Raw genomic sequence first — 16,997 nt, 5'->3', positions numbered from 1 at the left:
TTACCGCCCCACCTGGTACGGCCCGCCTTTTTCCAGCGCTCTGGCATACGCCGGGCGCGCATGGATGCGTTCCAGGAATGCCATCGCCTTGGGATGGCCGAGCTCGAGCCCGCCACGCGCTTGCGCGGCTTCGAGCGGGAAGCTCATCTGGATATCGGCGGCGGTGAACTCGTTGCCGGCAAACCACTCGCTCTTGCCGAGCTCGCCTTCCCAATAATCCATGTGCTGCTTGAGCTGCGGATTGACCAGCGCGGTGAGCGCCTGGTTCGAGACCTTGCGCACCAGCGGGCGAAGCAGTGCGGGTGCGCGCTTCGGCATCAGCGTGAACAGCAGCTTGAGCAGCAGCGGCTGCATCGCCGAGCCCTCCGCATAGTGCAACCAATAGGTGAAGCGCAGCCGCTCCGGCGTGTTCGGCGGCGGAATCAGCCGGCCGTTGCCGTAGGTGGCGATGAGGTATTCGATGATCGCGCCGGACTCGGCGATGGTGTTGCCGTTGTCGGTGATGACGGGCGACTTGCCGAGCGGATGGATGGCGCGCAGCTCCTTCGGCGCGCGCATGTCCGGCTGGCGCTGATAGCACACGATCTCGTAGGGCACGCCCAACTCCTCGAGCAGCCACAGCACCCGCTGTGAGCGGGAATTGTTGAGGTGGTGAACGGTCAGCATCGTTGAGGTCCCCAGGCTAGGCGTGGTCGGTCGCGCGTTCGTGCCAGCCCGGGAACGCAATGTCGAGCCATCCCCACGGATAATTTCATCCGGGTATATTGACGACCGCAATTTACCCGGATATTAAAGGGCCAACGTCATCAATATGGCAATGATTTCAATGCAACGGACTTTCACGGCGTTCCAGGGCCATCGCCGCCTGGCGTCCGGGCCAGCAGGAGAGGTCGCGCTGGTCGTCAAGCGGATCACGCCACCGCCGGACGAGCCCATCATCATCTTCGAGGACCACACGGGCCGATCGATCGACTTCGATCTGCGCGGCGGGGATCGCGAGGTGCTGGCGCGGGTGGCGAAGCTTGTCCCGCCGCCGGTCGAGGAGACCGCGCCACCGAGCGAGCCCCGCGGGCGCGGCCGGCCGAAGCTCGGCGTGGTCGCGCGCGAGGTGACGCTGCTGCCGCGGCACTGGGAGTGGCTCGGAGCCCAGCCGGGCGGCGCCTCGGTCGCGCTGCGGAAACTCGTCGACGAGGCGAGACGCGCAAGCGGCGACAAGGACCGCGAGCGGCAGGCGCGTGATGCGGCCTATCACTTCATGTCGACCATGGCGGGTAATCTGCCGCAGTTCGAGGAAGCKTCSCGCGCSCTGTTCGCGGATGACCGGCGGCGCTTCACCGGACTGATCGCCGACTGGCCGGTCGACGTCCGCGACCACATCGTCAAGCTCGCCTACAGCGACCGCGCTTAGGCGCAGCACTTCTCTCACCCCATCGACGGCCAAGCCGCGCGTGCATCGCGCGGCAACGGCTTCGCACGCCCTGATGAAAGGCCTATCCATGTCCGCGCCAAAACCGCTCTGGACGACATTCCTCCGCTTCCTCGCACCGCTGGTGCTGAGCAACGCGCTGCAATCGCTGTTCGGGACCGTCAGCAACGTCTATCTCGGCCAGATGATCGGCGTCGACGCACTCGCAGCGGTGTCGGCGTTCTTCCCGGTGATGTTCTTYCTGTTCGCCTTCGTCATGGGCCTGAGCACCGGCGCCACTGTGCTGATCGGCCAGGCCTTTGGCGCTGGCGAGCATGGCAGGATCAGGATCGTCGTCGGCACGACGCTCGCGATCGGCCTGCTGCTCTCGCTTTCGGTTGCTTTGGTCGGCGGCTTCTTCAGCCGGCAACTAATGACGATGCTCGCGACGCCAGCGGACATCCTCGACCAGGCCAGTGCCTATGCGCGCATCATGCTGCTCACCATGCCGCTCGGCTTCGTCTTCCTGCTGATGACGGCGATGATCCGCGGCGTCGGTGACGCCGTGACGCCGCTGCTGGCGCTGGCCTTGTCGACCACCATCGGACTGATCCTGACGCCGATACTGATCCGCGGCGCGTTCGGATTGCCTGCCGCGGGAATCACCAGCCCAGCCTGGGCGGCAGCGATTGCCAACGCGCTGACGCTGCTCGCGCTGGCCCTCTATCTGCTGCGGACGAAGCATGCACTGGCACCGGATGCCGCGCTGCTGCGTCATCTGCGGCTCAATCGTGCCGTGCTCGGAAAGATCCTCGGCATCGGACTGCCGAGCGCAGTCGGCATGGTGGTGATGGCGATCGCAGAGCTCGTGCTGCTCGGGCTCGTCAACGGCTTTGGATCGGATGCCACCGCCGCGTATGGCGCGGTCAACCAGGTGATGGGCTACACGCAGTTCACGGCAATGTCGATTTCGATCGCGGTCTCGATCCTCGGCGCACAGGCTATCGGCGGCGGCAACAGGACGCTGCTCGATGGCATCGTGCGCACCGGCCTCATGTTCAACATCGTCCTGACCGGCGGGCTGGTGGGGCTGATCTATCTGGCGCCGCCGGCCGTGCTCGGACTCTTCATCACCGACAGTGCCGTACTCGACCTCGCCGGGGGACTGCTTCACATCGCGCTGTGGAGCTCGGTGCCGTTCGGCCTGGCCACCGTGTTTTCCGGAGCCATGCGCGCGGCCGGCGTCGCCTTGACGCCAATGCTGCTGTCGATCTTCGCCATTGTCGCAATCGAGCTGCCGGCCGCTGTGATCCTGAGCCGCACGATCGGCCTGAAAGGTGTGTGGGCCGCCTATCCGATCGTGTTCTGCGCCATGTTCGTTTTGCAGATGGGCTATTACCTCACGGTGTGGCGCAGGCGCGCGATCCGGCGTCTGATCTGACCGGATCATCAAGATATTATGACCATCATTAAACGGTGGACCCGTGGCGCGCGCTGCGCCACAATGGATGAAAAGCCAGATCAAAAGCCAGGTCAGGGAGAACGATTTTGACCCGCACAGCCCCGCAATTCCTGTTCGATTTCGGCAGCCCGAACGCCTATCTCAGTCATCTTGCGATCCCGGCGATCGAGCAGCGCGTCGGCGTCAAATTCGAGTACGTGCCGATCCTGCTCGGCGGCATCTTCAAGTCGACCAACAACAAGTCGCCGGCCGAGACGCTCGCCGGCATCAAGAACAAGCGCGAATTCCAGGCGGTCGAGACCGAGCGCTTCGTCAAGCGCTTCAAGGTCCCGCCCTATGTCATGAATCCGTTCTTCCCGGTCAACACGCTGAACCTGATGCGTACCGCGATCGCGGCACAGGCCGAGGGCGTGTTCGAAAAATATGTCGAGGCCGCCTTCCACCACATGTGGCGCGAGCCGAAGAAGATGGACGACCCGGAAGTCGCGGCGAAGGCACTGGCATCCTCCGGCCTCGATGCCCATAAACTGTTCGCGCGCGCCCAGGAGCCCGAGGTCAAGGGCAAGCTGATCAAGAACACCGAGGACGCCGTTGCCCGCGGTGCGTTCGGCTCGCCCACCTTCTTCGTCGGTAACGAGATGTTCTTCGGCAAGGAGCAGCTGCGCGAGGTCGAGGAGATGGTGTCGGGAAAGTGAAGCGCGCGAATGGCGCGTAGCGAATAGCGAGTGGAAATCGCGCCTGCTATTCGCTACTTCCTAATCGCCATCCGCCAAAAATAAAGCCAAGTATAAAGCCAAGAATAAGAACGGAGTTCTCCCATGCGTATCCTCGTGGTCGGCGCCGGCGCCATCGGCGGCTACTTTGGTGGCAGGCTGTTACAGGCCGGCCGCGACGTCACCTTCCTGGTCCGGCCGCGGCGCGCCGGCGAGCTCGCGAGCGCCGGCCTCGTCATCAAGAGCCCGAGCGGCGACGTGACGCTGAAGAATCCGCCGACCGTTCAGGCCGACGCGCTCAAGGGAAAGTTCGACGTCGTGCTCTTGAGCTGCAAGGCGTTCGACCTCGACGACGCCATCAAGTCGTTCGCGGCCGCGGTCGGCCCTGATACGGCGATCATTCCCATGCTCAACGGCATGAAGCATCTCGACACGCTCGACGAAAAATTCGGCAAGGAGCGCGTGCTCGGCGGCCTCTGCGCCATCGCGGCAACCCTGAACGAGAAGCGCGAAGTGGTGCAGCTCCAGCCGATGCAGTCGCTCAGTTACGGCGAGCGCGACGGCAAACTCTCGGACCGGGTAAAGGCGATCGACGAGGCCTTCAAGAGCGGCATCAATGGCGCCGCCGCCAGCCAGAACATCATGCAGGACATGTGGGAGAAGTGGGTGTTCCTGTCTTCGCTCGCCGCAAGCACCAGCCTGATGCGCACCTCCGTCGGCAACATCCTCGCGGCCCCCGGCGGCCGAGACTTTTTGCTCGGCATGCTGGACGAGACCAGCGCGATCGCCACCGCGTCGGGCTACACGCCGGGCGGCCCGTTCTTCGAGCGCGTGAAGGGCAACCTCACCACCGAGGGATCGCCGATGACGGCATCCATGTTCCGCGACATCAAGGCGGGCCTGCCGGTCGAGGCCGATCACGTCATTGGCGACCTCATCGCGCGCGCCGACGCCGCCAAGGTGCCGGTGCCGAAGCTGCGCATCGCGTATACGCATCTGAAGGCGTATGAGAGGCAGCGGGCGGGGTAGCTCCAAACTTTGCTGTCGTCCCGGGGCGCGCAGAGCGCGAGCCCGGGACCCATAACCACAGGGAGTGGTTATGACGCGAGCTGGTCACCACGAGTCTTCGCCAAACTTGATCCTGCGGCTATGGGTCCTCAGATGCGCAATTGCGCATCGTAGCTCGCGACTTCGTCGCGCCCCGGGACGACAGCGGCGTTTGCCGCAACGACTCCGCGTTACTTGAAATACGCGAGATAGTGCGAGACGGCGGTGATTTCCTCATCGCTCATGTGATAGGCGACATCGGCCATCGCAGCGCCGCCGCCGCCGACGCGCTGGCTGCTTTTGTAGTCGTGCAGCGCCTTGACCAGGTATTCCTCGCGCTGGCCCGCGAGCCGGGCAACCGCCTTGGTGCCGGCAAAGCTATCCGTGTGGCACGAGGCGCAGCGGCGGCCCACGGCAACTTGCGCGCCTTTTTTCGACAGGTCCGGATCCGCGTCTTCCGCGGCCTTCGGCGGCGTCATCTGCGCGAAATAGGCGCCGAAATTGCGGATGTCCTCGTTGGTGATCTCCTCGGCGATCGGCTGCATCTGGTCGTTCTTGCGCGAGCCCGCGCGGAAGAACACGAGCTGCCACTGGATGAATTGATCGGGCTGGCCGGCCAGCGAGGGGATGTTCTCCGTCTGCGAGATGCCGTTCTCGCCGTGACAGCCGGAGCAGACGGCGGCCTTCTCCTGGATCGCGGCATTATCGGCGGCCTGAGCACGGACGATTGCAAGTGCTGCGAGCGATAGCGTCACAGACAGAATTCCAAACCGAACGACTCGCATGGCTGATTTCTCCGGCTGTCATTGCCGGGCTTGACCCGCCTGCTTGGCGTAGGCCCGGCAATCCATCCCGTTTGCAAAGAGGTTTCTCGTTTGATGGATGCCCGGATCAAGTCCGGGCATGACGAACGCGTTCCGCTGCAAGCCTGTCACAAACAAAAGAGGCTGCGACCGTCGTCCGGTCGCAGCCTCGTGTCGTCTTACGCTACTTCTTGCTGTAGCTGATGCGGTAGATCGCGCCGGCCCAATCGTCGGCAACGAGGATCGAGCCGTCCTTGGCGAGGATGATGTCGTTGGGACGGCCGAGATAGCCCTGGTCACCCTCGATCCAACCGGAGGCGAACACCTCCTTCTTGGCGTTCTTGCCGTCGGGGCCGACGATCACGCGCGTGATATTGCCGCCCTGGTACTTGTGACGATTCCAGGAGCCGTGCTCGGCGATCAGGATGTTATTCTTGTACTCGGCGGGGAATTGATCGCCGGTATAGAACTTCATACCGAGCGGAGCGACATGCGCGCCGAGGTTCAGCACGGGCGGCGTGAACTCGGAGCACTTGTGACCCATCGCGAACTTCGTATCCAGCAGGTCGCCCTGGTGGCAGTAGGGATAGCCGAAATGCTCGCCGATCTTCGAGATCATGTTCAGCTTGTCTGAGGGCAGATCGTCGCTGATCCAGTCGCGCGCGTTCTCGGTGAACCAATATTTGCCGGTGCGCGGATCGACGTCGCCGCCGACCGAGTTGCGAACGCCGAGCGCATAGATTTCGGCGTTGCCGGTCTTGGGATCGACGCGGCGGATCTGCGAGACACTGGTCGGGGGCACGCCGACGTTGAAGGGCGGTCCGAACGGCAGGTAGAACCAGCCTTCCTTGTCGACCGCGATGTACTTCCAGCCATGCGCGGCATAGGAGGGCATGTCATCATAGACGACCTTGCCGTCACCGAGCTTGTCGAGATTGGCTTCGGCGTTGTCGTAACGGATCAGCTTGTCGACCGCGATGACGTAGAGCGCGCCATCCTTGAAGGCGAGACCGGTGGGCATGTTCAGCCCCTTCAGGATGGTCTTGACCTCTTTCTTTCCGTTGTTGTCCTTGATGGCATAGACGTTGCCGAGGCCGAACGAGCCAACGAACAGCGTGCCCTTGTCACCCCAGGCCATCTGCCGCGCGGCGAGAACGCCGGGCGCATAGACTTCGATCTTGAAGCCGGCCGGCAGCTTGATCTTCTTCATCATCGCGGCGAGCTCGGCCTCCGACGCGCCGGTCGGCGGGCCCGACGGCGGCGCGAGGCCCTTCTGCGCCTCGGTCTCGTCGCCGAGGAACCAGTCATCCGGCGGATGGGTCCAGAACTCCTTGGTGCCGGACTCGTATTTCTTCAGCTGGCGGTTCTTGTCCTGCTGTTGCGCGCTGACTGCGCTTGTCCCCGCGAGAAGGGCAACCGCTGCAAGCGCCAGGACGGATTGAAAGACGGATTGATGGAATTTCATCACGTCACTCCCCTAAGGCAGCCGTCAGGGCTGCACGTTATTTTGTTTTGCTAGTCGAGAGGCGAAGTTCGGAGTCTGTCAGGACGACAGACGCAAAAAGGTTAGCACATCTGCGGACGGTGAGAAGCGCGTCGGGAGCACTGCAGTCAGACTCAATAGAAATTGAGACTGAATGCCACGAAGATTTGCACGGCGCCGACAACGGTCTCGCTGCAACGCGGAATCAAAATAACGCGTGACTGATTTGCAGGCAGCAGGAGGGGCGGTCGCACAAAATTGCGAAAACAACCCCATGCACAGTAGAACGGCTTAGCCCGGTCTGCTCCCAGTGACGCCGGACAGACATTTGATGCATCGAGCAAAACGGCAAAGACGGCGATTACGAGGCGACGGGATAGGGTCCGTCGTCGAATACCGTGTCGTGATAGCCTTTCGACCCGATCTCGCGTGCCAGCGTGCTGCGAAAATCCGTGCCCTCGCACAGGCTGTTCAGGACATGCGCGAAGTCGAATTCGGGCCGCCAGCCCAGCTCGTGCCGCGCACGGTCGTTGACATAGACGCGGTCGATCTCGGGGAATAGCCGCCATCCGCGCGCCGCATAGAGCTGCGCGCAATCCGGGTAGAGCTCGCGCACGACACCGGCCGCGTCGCGCGCGAGCGCCGCGAGATGACGGGGCTCGAACGGGCTCGTCGCGGAGATGATGTAACGGGCAAAACCGATCTTCGGCGCGCGCTCGACGGCGAGGAGATGGGCGCTCACCGCGTCCGCTATATCCAGCCGTCTATAGAGCAGCTCATTGGCCTGTACGTTGTCCAGCGGGTAAGCCGAGCGCATCGCCGGATCGTCATCGTCCTCAGGGAAGAAGCGCGAGGTCCTCAAGATCACGACGGGCAGGCCGCGCTCGCGAAAGAACAGCTCGCACAGCGTCTCGGCCATCAGCTTCGTCGTGCCGTAGATGTTCTTCGGCACCGGCGCCAGATCCTCGGTGACCCACACCGCAGCCTGCCCTGCCTCCGGCCGGAGCTGCGAGCCGAACGCGCTGGTGGTGCTGGTAAAGACGAAGCTCTTCACGCCGGCGGCGACCGCTGCCTCGAGCAGATTGAGCGTGCCGGTGACGTCGGTGTCGACAAAATCCTGTTTGCCGTGGGTCGCCACATGCGGCTTGTGCAGCGTCGCGGTGTGGATCACGGCGGTGACGCCCTCCATCCGGCGCCGCACGAAGTCGGAATCGACGATCGAGCCGACGGCATCGGTGAAGGGCGATGGCTTCAGATCGATTCCACGCGCGGGGAAACTGCGTCCCCGGAGCATACGGAGAACGGCCTCCCCAAGGTGGCCCGCGCTGCCCGTGACCAGTATTGTCATTTGAGACCCAATACAGCCGCCAGCGGCGTGGAAAACCACGGCCCGACCCGGTTTGGCTGGATGCTTTGGGAAAAATTGGAGCGGGCGAAGGGGCTCGAACCCTCGACCCCGACCTTGGCAAGGTCGTGCTCTACCACTGAGCTACACCCGCATCCTGTGTCGGTCGCATGACGCGCCGGCAACGGCTGTCGTATGCCAAAAGCGGACGGCGAATGCAACAGCTACCGGCAGCATAGATTCGCAATTGAAGGGCCATATGGACCCCGAACGCGGCCAAATYGCCCGAAAACGTCCCGGAACCGGCGAATCGGCCCTGATGGATTGAAATTCGGCCCATTCGGCCCAATCTAGGAGCCGACAACGAAGCATATGATTTGGCGACGTGCTAAAGAGCCGCCATTCCAGACATCAGACGAGGGGATCCCGTGACGATCATCGACCAGGGTAACGGAGCGGCGGGCGCGGCCGCGGCCGATCTGATCAAGGACACCACCACCCAGACCTTCGTGAAGGACGTCATCGAGGAATCGAAGCGCCAGCCGGTTCTGATCGACTTCTGGGCGGAGTGGTGCGGCCCCTGCAAGCAGCTCACGCCCGTGCTGGAAAAGGCGGTCAAGGCGGCCAAGGGCAAGGTCAAGCTGGTCAAGATGAACATCGACCAGCATCCGGCGATCCCGGGCCAGATGGGCATCCAGTCGATCCCGGCCGTGATCGCCTTCGTCAACGGCCAGCCGGCCGACGGCTTCATGGGCGCAGTGCCGGAGAGCCAGGTCAACGCCTTCATCGAAAAGGTGACCAAGGGCGTGACGGCGCCGGGCGAGCCCAATATCGCCGAGATCCTGCAAGAGGCCGAGGCGGTGCTCGCCGAGGGGGACGCCGCCGCCGCCGCGCAGATCTATGCCGAGGTGCTGCAGCACGATTCGACCAACATCGCGGCCCTTGCCGGACTCGCGAAATGCTACGCCGTCTCCGGCGCGATGGAGCAGGCCAAGCAGACGCTGGCGATGGTGCCGGAATCGAAGCGCAACGACCCCGCCGTGAAAGCCGTGCAGACCGCGATCGATCTCGCCGAGCAGGCGGAGCAGCTGGGGCCGGTGGCCGAGCTGGAACAGAAAGTCGCCGCAAACCCGCTCGATCATCAGGCTCGCTTCGACCTTGCGACCGCGCTGAATGCGCAAGGCAACCGGGCGGCGGCCACCGAGCAGTTGCTGGCGATCATCAAGCGCGACCGCAAGTGGAACGACGACGGCGCCCGCAAGCAGCTCGTGCAATTCTTCGAGGCCTGGGGTGGCACGGATGATGCTACCATCGAGGGACGAAAGCGCTTGTCGACGATCCTGTTTTCGTAAGGGTTATTGTTGGAGCATGATCTTGTCGGAAAGCCGCTTCACACTTTGCGCTAACGCGGCCCTCCGGGTCCGGATCATGCTCTAGCGAGTCTAGCGGGGTCCAGATGCCGATCAACATCGAATATCGCGGCCCCGCCGACCTGCCGGAGATCATTCCGGTATTTCCGCTGCCGGGCGCGCTTTTGCTGCCGCGCGGCCAGATGCCGCTCAACATCTTCGAGCCGCGTTACCTTTCGATGGTCGACGATTCCTTGCGCGACGGCCATCGCCTGATCGGCATGATCCAGCCCGACGTCGCGCACTCGCCGAAGAATTCCGACAGGCCGGCGCTGTTCCGCGTCGGCTGCGTCGGCCGCATCACCCAGCTGGCCGAATCCGGCGACGGCCGCTACCTCCTCGAGCTCACCGGCGTCTCGCGCTTCAAGGTGGTCAAGGAGCTTGAAGTGCTGACCGCCTACCGCCAGTGCAAGGTGGACTTCTTCACCTTCGTCGACGACTTCACCGCGCGCATGGGCGAGGACGAGGTCGATCGCGAGGCGCTGTTGACCGTGCTGGCGGATTTCCTGAAGGCCAACAATCTCAAGGTCGACTGGGAAGGCGTCGAGAGCGCGCCCAATGAGGCGCTCGTCAACGCACTGGCGATGATGTCGCCCTATGGCCCCGCGGAAAAGCAGGCCATGCTGGAGGCGCCGGATTTGAAGACCCGCGCCGAAATCCTGATCGCGGTGACCGAGATGGATCTCGCCAAGAAGCGCACCAGCGGCGATCCGCCGTTGCAGTGAGGGGCTGAATGCTCAGGCAGCGCGGACGGCTGCTCCGGCACCTCGCCGCAGCATTCTGGCGACGTCAGAGGCAGGCATCGGCTGGTAACGCTGCCTGCGCAATTCGAATTGCCGAGCATTTGCGGGAGAGGACGTCGGATTGCCGGCTGCCGATCGTGAACAATTTGTGCTGTGACCGGCAACGAACGTTCAGAGGTGACTGCGGATGCGCTTGCGTCCCGTGATCATCGCGCGGATCAGGTTCTCGCGCTGGAGGATCCCCATCATCACCACGCCCGCGACGTGCAGCACGACCAGGACAATGACCGCATCCGATGAATAATGGTGGGTGTCCTCGACCCACCAGACGCCGAAGAAGGTCACGGTCACCGACATCGCGCCGGTGATGGTCGAGACGGCGAGCGACAACAGCAGCGCCACCAGCATCAACGTCCCGGCGGGGTTGAGACCGATGTAGCGGCCCGTCATGCCGCGGCGCAGGTTCCAGAGATAACCTGGCGCGGCACGAAGCCTGACGCCGACCATGCGGAAGCGTGAATAGCGGCTTCCCAGGAAACCCCAGGCGAGGCGGAAGGCCAGGAGCCCGAGCACCGTATAGCCGAGGATGCGGTGAAGCCCGTCATAGACGGTCGGGGTGAACCAGGCGGCCAGAACGCAAGCCGCGAGGGCCCAGTGCCAGAGGCGTAGCGGGAGGTCCCAGACCGAGATCGTCCGCGAGGCGGTTCGATCCGCGGGGGTCCTGTCGGCCCCCCCGCGCGTTTCTGGCACCGCTTCTTCGATCAAGCCGTGACTATCCTCAAGCCTTGCTCAATACCTTGCTTGAAACCCTACTTGGCAACCGTCTTCTTCAGGCTAAGATCTTCCGGGCTGTAGAACAGCTCGTAGAGCTTGCCTTCCTTGACGCCGTAGACCTCATAGCACGAGCCTTCGATCTTGGAGCGCCGCACTTCGTAACCCAGCGCCTTGGCCTTGGCTTCGGCTTCGGCGGCCGGCTTCCACGACGCCTTGTCGAGCTTGGTGCAGTCCTTGAACCCGTCGGCCATGGCCGCCGATCCCATGCCAATTCCGATCGTCAGTGCAATGGCAACTACACGAATGACCTTCACGAACGTCTCCTCCTCTGTCGTGGGCGCTGCGCGGAGCCGCGAAGCGGGACCGAAGGAAGCAAAGGAGATGATGAAGTCAATCCGGTTTGGACGCAGATGGCTTTAGAGTTATTCTAACGATCCGGAAAAGATCAGTTGGCTCCGTAGGCAGCATGCATTTGAACGGCCGCTGCGGCCTTACGCCTCACGGTTTGACGGCCGGCATTCTGTGCGCGGCACCTCAATAGCCGGCAACCGCCATCGCAACGACGGCACTGAGCGCCATCCAGCCGAAATGCCGGCCGCGCGTGGCCCACGCGTTGGCGACAGCCGAGAAGCCGAACACACAGACCATGGTGACGACGATCCAGCGGCGCGCCAGCTCCGATTCCATCCAGGGCGCCGCGATCAGGAGCACGCCGCCGCCGATCCAGGCGACGGTCGAGGCCTGCCAGACCAGGCGAATCAGGGTGCGGAGCCGTTCCGGCTCGATGCGGGCGCGGGCAAAGACCTTGGTCTCGCCGAGAACGCCATGGATGAGGGCTACGGCAATGGCCACGACGCCGGAGCACTGGAGCAAGAGATCACGCATCGGCACAGCTCCCTGAAGCTTCGTCCATACAGTTGTGTATGGTGAGATAGGCGCTGGCCCGCCGCCTGTCAATACACTAGTGTATGGCCAATTCCGGAACCGGTCATGACCGAACAACTCTCCGCCGACGACTGGATCAAACAGGGCCTGAAGGCGCTGGCCAAGAACGGCTTCACGGCCCTGAAAGCCGACCCGCTCGCAAGGGCCATGGGCGTCTCGCGCGGCAGCTTCTATTGGCATTTCGCCGATCTCGGCGCGTTCCACGCTGAAGTCCTGAAGCGCTGGCGCGAGATCGCGGCCGAACAGATCATCGCCGATGTCGAGGCCGCCGGCGACGAGCCGCTGAAGGCGCTGCTGCGGAGATCCTTTGGCGCCCGGCTCGACCTGGAGCGCGCCGTGCGCAGCTGGGCGGCGTTCGATACGGCCGCGCAAGGCGCGGTCCGCGCGATCGACCGCCGCAGGATCGACTATATCGAGACGCTGCTTGCGATGCGGGGGCTTGAGCCGGCGAAGGCGCAGGCGCGCGCGCAGATCCTGTACTGGACATTCCTGGGCTTTGCCTTGTCGGGCACGCCGGTGCCGGCGGCACGGCTCCCGGGCCTGGTCGACGAGATCATGCGGATGGTCTCTGCCTAGATTCTTGTTTTGACGCGTTTTCTTTATGCGAGCCGGTACCCACTTCGCTCGAAAACGCTCTGGTGGCGCAATGGGCGGCCGCGATTTTCTGTGCTAGAGGCAAGCGATCTTCGGAGACTCCAATGAACGCGCCCACCGAACGCCCCGAAACCAGCGTCGATCCCAAATTGCTGGAGATCCTGGTCTGCCCGCTGACCAAGGGTCCGCTGGAGTTCGATTCCGCAAAGCAGGAGCTGATCTCGCGCAGCGCCAAGCTGGCCTACCCGATCCGCGACGGCATCCCGATCATGCTGCCGGAAGAGGCGCGCAAGATCGATTGAGGTTCTTGTAGCCCGGATGGAGCGCGAACTCCTACAACGCCTCACCCTTCAGCAACCGCGGGATCTCACCGGTCAAACCGGCGGCCTGGCGGATGAAGAGGTTCTTCAGCGGCGGGGCGCGGTCGACGAGGCCGAGGCCGATGTCGCGCACCGTGCGCAGCAGCGTCGACTGGTTGGAGAACAGGAAGTTCAGCGAGTTGGTGGCAACGCCCATCGCCATGGTGTCGAAGYGGCGCCAGCGCTGATAATGTTCGAGCACGTCGACGCCGCCGAKATCCATGCCGAGCCGCGCGGCATCGACCACGACTTCGGCCAGTGCTGCGACATCCTTCAGCCCCATGTTGAGGCCCTGGCCCGCGATCGGATGGATGACATGCGCGGAATCGCCGACCAGCGCGAGACGCTCGGCGATGAAGGAGCGCGCCACGAAATAGGACAGCGGGAACGCACGCGGCTTGTCGAGCGCCTTGACCTCGCCGAGATGCAGGCCGAACCGGCGCTCGAGCTCGCCGTGGAACTCCTCGTCGCTCAACGCGATGATGCGCGCGGCCTCGCTGCGGCGCTCGGTCCACACCAGCGAGGATCGTTTTCCGGAGAGCGGCAGAATCGCGAAGGGACCCGCGGGCAGGAAGTGCTCCTCGGCGCGGCCGTCGTGATCGCGCTCATGGCCGACGGTGACGACGATGCCGGATTGATCGTACTCCCAGCCATGGGTGACGATGCCGGCGCGCTCGCGCAGTTTCGACCGCGCGCCATCGGCGGCGACCAGCAGGCTTGCCGCAATCACGCTGCCGTCGCCAAGCGTCACGTCGACGCCTTCCGGGCGCGCGTCATAGGACGCGACCGTCGTGGCGCGGAGATCGATGCCCTCGGCCTCGGCCCGCACCACCAGCGCGTCGATCAAACGGCGGTTCTCGACCATATGCGCAAACGGTTCGCCCGGCGCGACATCGCCGGCAAAGTTCAGAAAAACCGGACGGGTGGCGTCTTCCAGCTTTGAATCGGTGACGACCATGTCGAGGATCGGCTGCGCCTCGCCCCTGACGGCGTCCCAGGCACCGATGGCCTCGAACAGGCGGCGGCAGGCGGCTACGATCGCGGTCGCGCGCGGGTCGCGGCTCGGACGGGTCGCGAGCGCGGGATCGGCGACGATGACGGGAATCTCGGGCCCGAGCCCCTGGCGCAACGCCAGGGCCAGCGCGAGGCCGGCAAACGCGCCGCCACCAATGACAATGCTACCCTGTACCGGCATACCAAATTCCTGGCTCACACTTCGGCTTTTCCAGGCCTTGCTAGCAGACTTGAGGTGGGCGAAACAGTGCGGTGAAACAAGGGCGGAACTGCCTCATTCCGTCGTTCCGGGCCGCGCACAAGCGCGAACCCGGAATCCAGAGGTTATCGGCTCGGGATTCCGGGGTCATCGCTGTCGCGATGCCCGGGAATGACGAGATGCTTCGAAAGCACCATCATGTCCAAAGGCCTGATCGACCTGATCTCGATTCTCGACCTCGAACAGCTCGAGGTGAATCTGTTCCGCGGCAACAGCCCGAAGACGAGCTGGCAGCGGGTGTTCGGCGGCCAGGTGATCGGGCAGGCGATGGTTGCGGCCTGCCGCACGGTCGAGGGCCGGCTGCCGCATTCGCTGCATTGCTATTTCATCCTGCCGGGCGATCCGCAGATCCCGATCATCTACCAGGTCGAGCGCCTGCGCGACGGCAAGAGCTATTCGACCCGTCGCGTCACCGCGATCCAGCACGGCAACGCGATCTTCTCGATCATGGTGTCGTTCCACGCCGACGAGGAGAGCGCGTTCGATCATCAGGACAAGATCCCCGACGTGCCGCCGCCGGAAAAGCTCACGGCGGAGGAGGTGGCGAAGCAGCCGATGTTCAAGGAGATGCCGGAGTTCATCCGCCGCTACTACGAGTCCGATCGTCCGATCGAGCTGCGCCCGGTCGAGCTCGGCCGTTATTTCGGCGAGAAGATCGAGGACGGCCGCATTCACGTCTGGATCAGGACCGCGGCGAAGTTGCCCGACGATCCGGCGCTGCACATGTGCGCGCTGGCCTATGCCTCGGACTTTTCGCTGCTCGACGCGATCATGGCGCGCTACGGCCGCACGCTGTTCGACAAGCGCATGATGCCCGCGAGCCTCGACCACGCGATGTGGTTTCACCGCCCGTTCCGCGCCGACGAATGGCTGCTCTACGCGCAGGATTCGCCGAACGCACGCGGCGGCCGCGGCTTGACCCGCGGCTCGATCTTCAAGCCCGACGGCACGCTGGTCGCCTCCGTCGCGCAAGAAGGTTCTGTGCGCGAGCGCAAGTCCTAGAGCCCAGGCGCGAGTTCGTCGCGCCTGGGATTTGCGATCAAGCTCCGAGCGACCCGCGCGGCGCGAGCTCGGTCTGCGATGCAAACCAGTTCATGATCCAGCGATACACCCACGGGATCGGGATGATGAGGCTGGACAGGATCGCGGCGACGATGCCGCGCCAGAGAATGCCGAGACCGCTGCCCTTGAACACGATCTCGCGGCGCGTGCCTTCGATGCTGCGGCAGAACCAGCGCATCTGCGCCGCGGCGACCCAGGCCCAGCCGATGATCGTGATGATCGAGATCGCGAACAACAGATTCCAGCCGATATAGGCCCAAGCTGAGCCGGAGAAGCTGAGCCCGAGCGGCTGCCCGTTGGAGGCGAGGTTCGCGACCATCCATTTGATCAGCAGCCAGTAGAGCACGATCTGCGCGATGAACAGCAGATTGCTGAGCAGCGCACTGCCGATGACGCCGATCGCGATCGCCAGAACGATGAAGCCGAAGAACCAGGGCACCAGCGTCATCGCATTGCCGGTGAAGCTGAGATTGGGCCGGCCGGGCACCTTCACGCAGGACACGATCCATTTCGTGTACCAGACGAACACCCACGGCACCGGAATGATGAGGCACATGCCGATCAGCATCACGATGCTGCGCCAGGTGAACTCGAGGATGCCGAAATCGACCGCCAGCGCTCCGCCGCTGCCGCTGCCGCCACCAGCGTAGCCGGCGCCAGCGTAACCACCGGAGCCCATCATCGGCGGACCGCCGGCCGGCATCATCGGGGGCGCACCGCCGCCGCCGATCAGGCCGGGGATTTCGGCGGCCTTCTGCCAGCCGGCCATGCCCTCGGACCACACCAGCGTATCCGGGCGCACAACTCCCTGCGCGACCAGGTCGCGGAATTGCCCTTCCGGATAGGGTCCCTGTTGCTTGCCCTCGGATGCGTAGAACCAACTCGCCATGAAGCGTCCCCCTCAAACATACTTTTGTACCGGCCGGGACGCTTCGGTTCACCGCATCCATGCCAAAAACGCATTGTGAAGGATGAACGGATGCCCTGTACAGAGGCGGCGGTTCACATGGCCAAACGTTTTTCCGCTTCAGTCTGCAAGTTTTTTATGCCATTTGCCCGGAAAGATGCCAGATTGACGCTGCGCCGGGGACATACGGCGTGGCGCATCCCCGGGGAATAGGCCTGACCATGAAACTCGTCGTCGCGATCATCAAACCCTTCAAGCTCGATGAAGTCCGCCAGGCGCTGACCGCGATCGGCGTCCACGGCATGACCGTGACCGAGGTGAAAGGCTACGGCCGCCAGAAGGGCCATACCGAGATCTATCGTGGCGCGGAATATGTCGTGAACTTCCTGCCGAAGCTGCGGATCGAGATCGCGGTCGCCTCCGACGTCGCCGACAAGGCGGTCGCCGTGATCACCGCGACGGCGCGCACCGGGCAGATCGGCGACGGCAAGATCTTCGTCACGCCGATCGACCACGCGCTGCGCATCCGCACCGGCGAAACCGACAGCGACGCGCTTTAAAGCTTTTTGTTTTGACGCGTTTTCTTCACGCGAACCGGTATCCACTTCGCTCGAAAACGCTTTGATCCTTCTTCGATCGCACCGGGCAACGACGCCACAGCGTGCGACGCCAA

Annotated in this window: 19 protein-coding genes and 1 tRNA gene; 10 read left to right on the top strand and 10 right to left on the bottom strand. The window is 63.8% G+C overall.

From position 1 onward, the window contains the following. Complete coding sequence (locus tag AB4Z51_RS18860) at nt 1-666, bottom strand: glutathione S-transferase family protein (protein WP_135213937.1); 666 nt, start codon at nt 664-666, stop codon at nt 1-3. A 145-nt stretch (nt 667-811) separates the two neighbouring features. On the opposite strand from AB4Z51_RS18860, the gene AB4Z51_RS18855 reads away from it, so the two are divergent. From AB4Z51_RS18855 to panE, 4 genes are all read left to right on the top strand, one after another. Further along, nucleotides 812-1,408: a DUF2239 family protein gene (locus AB4Z51_RS18855; protein WP_135213938.1), complete on the top strand. Its 597-nt coding sequence runs from the start codon at nt 812-814 to the stop codon at nt 1,406-1,408. Nucleotides 1,409-1,496: 88 nt separating this feature from the next. Beyond that, the gene (locus AB4Z51_RS18850) at nt 1,497-2,846 is read left to right on the top strand and encodes an MATE family efflux transporter (RefSeq protein ID WP_244623065.1); all 1,350 of its coding nucleotides are present in this window, start codon (nt 1,497-1,499) and stop codon (nt 2,844-2,846) included. 107 nt (nt 2,847-2,953) lie between these two features. After that, complete coding sequence (locus tag AB4Z51_RS18845) at nt 2,954-3,562, top strand: 2-hydroxychromene-2-carboxylate isomerase (RefSeq protein WP_135213940.1); 609 nt, start codon at nt 2,954-2,956, stop codon at nt 3,560-3,562. Nucleotides 3,563-3,685: 123 nt separating this feature from the next. Continuing rightward, nucleotides 3,686-4,609: a 2-dehydropantoate 2-reductase gene (gene panE / locus AB4Z51_RS18840; protein ID WP_135213941.1), complete on the top strand. Its 924-nt coding sequence runs from the start codon at nt 3,686-3,688 to the stop codon at nt 4,607-4,609. Between the two features lie 209 nt (nt 4,610-4,818). On the opposite strand, the gene AB4Z51_RS18835 is transcribed toward panE, so the two are convergent. The 4 genes from AB4Z51_RS18835 to AB4Z51_RS18820 form a co-directional block, all read right to left on the bottom strand. Beyond that, nucleotides 4,819-5,412 carry a c-type cytochrome gene (locus AB4Z51_RS18835; RefSeq protein WP_135213942.1) on the bottom strand — a complete coding sequence of 198 codons (594 nt, stop codon included), beginning with the start codon at nt 5,410-5,412 and terminating at the stop codon, nt 4,819-4,821. 202 nt (nt 5,413-5,614) lie between these two features. Beyond that, nucleotides 5,615-6,895, bottom strand: coding sequence for a PQQ-dependent sugar dehydrogenase (locus tag AB4Z51_RS18830; RefSeq protein ID WP_085403055.1), 1,281 nt, complete (start codon nt 6,893-6,895; stop codon nt 5,615-5,617). Nucleotides 6,896-7,274: 379 nt separating this feature from the next. Beyond that, on the bottom strand, nt 7,275-8,261 hold the full coding sequence (locus tag AB4Z51_RS18825) for an NAD-dependent epimerase/dehydratase family protein (RefSeq protein WP_167767934.1): 987 nt from the start codon (nt 8,259-8,261) through the stop codon (nt 7,275-7,277). Between the two features lie 76 nt (nt 8,262-8,337). Further along, a tRNA-Gly gene (locus tag AB4Z51_RS18820) sits at nt 8,338-8,412 on the bottom strand. 274 nt (nt 8,413-8,686) lie between these two features. Here AB4Z51_RS18820 and trxA point away from each other — a divergent pair. Further along, entirely contained in the window at nt 8,687-9,610 is a 924-nt protein-coding gene (trxA, locus tag AB4Z51_RS18815; RefSeq protein ID WP_167767935.1) for a thioredoxin, read from the top strand. 104 nt (nt 9,611-9,714) lie between these two features. After that, nucleotides 9,715-10,392, top strand: a complete 678-nt coding sequence (locus AB4Z51_RS18810; protein ID WP_135213945.1) for an LON peptidase substrate-binding domain-containing protein — start codon at nt 9,715-9,717, stop codon at nt 10,390-10,392. Between the two features lie 189 nt (nt 10,393-10,581). Here AB4Z51_RS18810 and AB4Z51_RS18805 read toward each other — a convergent pair whose 3' ends face one another. The 3 genes from AB4Z51_RS18805 to AB4Z51_RS18795 all read right to left on the bottom strand — a co-directional run bounded on the left by AB4Z51_RS18805 (nt 10,582) and on the right by AB4Z51_RS18795 (nt 12,069). Then, the gene (locus tag AB4Z51_RS18805; protein ID WP_193560868.1) at nt 10,582-11,175 is read right to left on the bottom strand and encodes a cytochrome b/b6 domain-containing protein; all 594 of its coding nucleotides are present in this window, start codon (nt 11,173-11,175) and stop codon (nt 10,582-10,584) included. 44 nt (nt 11,176-11,219) lie between these two features. Then, a complete protein-coding gene (locus tag AB4Z51_RS18800; protein ID WP_135213946.1) occupies nt 11,220-11,498 on the bottom strand; it encodes a PepSY domain-containing protein in 279 nt (92 codons plus the stop codon). Nucleotides 11,499-11,718: 220 nt separating this feature from the next. Beyond that, nucleotides 11,719-12,069 carry a hypothetical protein gene (locus AB4Z51_RS18795; protein ID WP_085403062.1) on the bottom strand — a complete coding sequence of 117 codons (351 nt, stop codon included), beginning with the start codon at nt 12,067-12,069 and terminating at the stop codon, nt 11,719-11,721. A gap of 105 nt (nt 12,070-12,174) precedes the next feature. Here AB4Z51_RS18795 and AB4Z51_RS18790 point away from each other — a divergent pair, with 105 nt between their 5' ends. Together AB4Z51_RS18790 and AB4Z51_RS18785 are read left to right on the top strand one after the other, a co-directional pair. Next, nucleotides 12,175-12,705 (top strand): TetR/AcrR family transcriptional regulator, encoded by a 531-nt coding sequence (locus AB4Z51_RS18790; RefSeq protein ID WP_135213948.1) that lies wholly within the window; start codon nt 12,175-12,177, stop codon nt 12,703-12,705. Between the two features lie 122 nt (nt 12,706-12,827). Continuing rightward, complete coding sequence (locus AB4Z51_RS18785; RefSeq protein WP_011083431.1) at nt 12,828-13,025, top strand: Trm112 family protein; 198 nt, start codon at nt 12,828-12,830, stop codon at nt 13,023-13,025. A gap of 31 nt (nt 13,026-13,056) precedes the next feature. Here AB4Z51_RS18785 and AB4Z51_RS18780 read toward each other — a convergent pair whose 3' ends face one another. Continuing rightward, nucleotides 13,057-14,277, bottom strand: a complete 1,221-nt coding sequence (locus AB4Z51_RS18780) for a ubiquinone biosynthesis hydroxylase (RefSeq protein WP_441497777.1) — start codon at nt 14,275-14,277, stop codon at nt 13,057-13,059. 216 nt (nt 14,278-14,493) lie between these two features. Here AB4Z51_RS18780 and tesB point away from each other — a divergent pair, with 216 nt between their 5' ends. After that, nucleotides 14,494-15,357, top strand: coding sequence for an acyl-CoA thioesterase II (gene tesB / locus AB4Z51_RS18775; RefSeq protein WP_441497776.1), 864 nt, complete (start codon nt 14,494-14,496; stop codon nt 15,355-15,357). Nucleotides 15,358-15,394: 37 nt separating this feature from the next. Here tesB and AB4Z51_RS18770 read toward each other — a convergent pair whose 3' ends face one another. Beyond that, a complete protein-coding gene (locus AB4Z51_RS18770) occupies nt 15,395-16,306 on the bottom strand; it encodes a DUF4339 domain-containing protein (protein ID WP_135213950.1) in 912 nt (303 codons plus the stop codon). A gap of 239 nt (nt 16,307-16,545) precedes the next feature. Here AB4Z51_RS18770 and AB4Z51_RS18765 point away from each other — a divergent pair, with 239 nt between their 5' ends. Then, a complete protein-coding gene (locus tag AB4Z51_RS18765) occupies nt 16,546-16,884 on the top strand; it encodes a P-II family nitrogen regulator (RefSeq protein ID WP_008142802.1) in 339 nt (112 codons plus the stop codon). Nucleotides 16,885-16,997: the final 113 nt, after the last annotated feature.

The sequence above is a fragment of the Bradyrhizobium sp. 2TAF36 genome (assembly GCF_052114925.1).
GTDB classification, from domain to species: Bacteria; Pseudomonadota; Alphaproteobacteria; order Rhizobiales; family Xanthobacteraceae; genus Bradyrhizobium; species Bradyrhizobium barranii.
The sequence above is the reverse complement of the archived record's forward strand: the minus strand, read 5'-3'. Positions and strand labels throughout refer to the sequence as shown.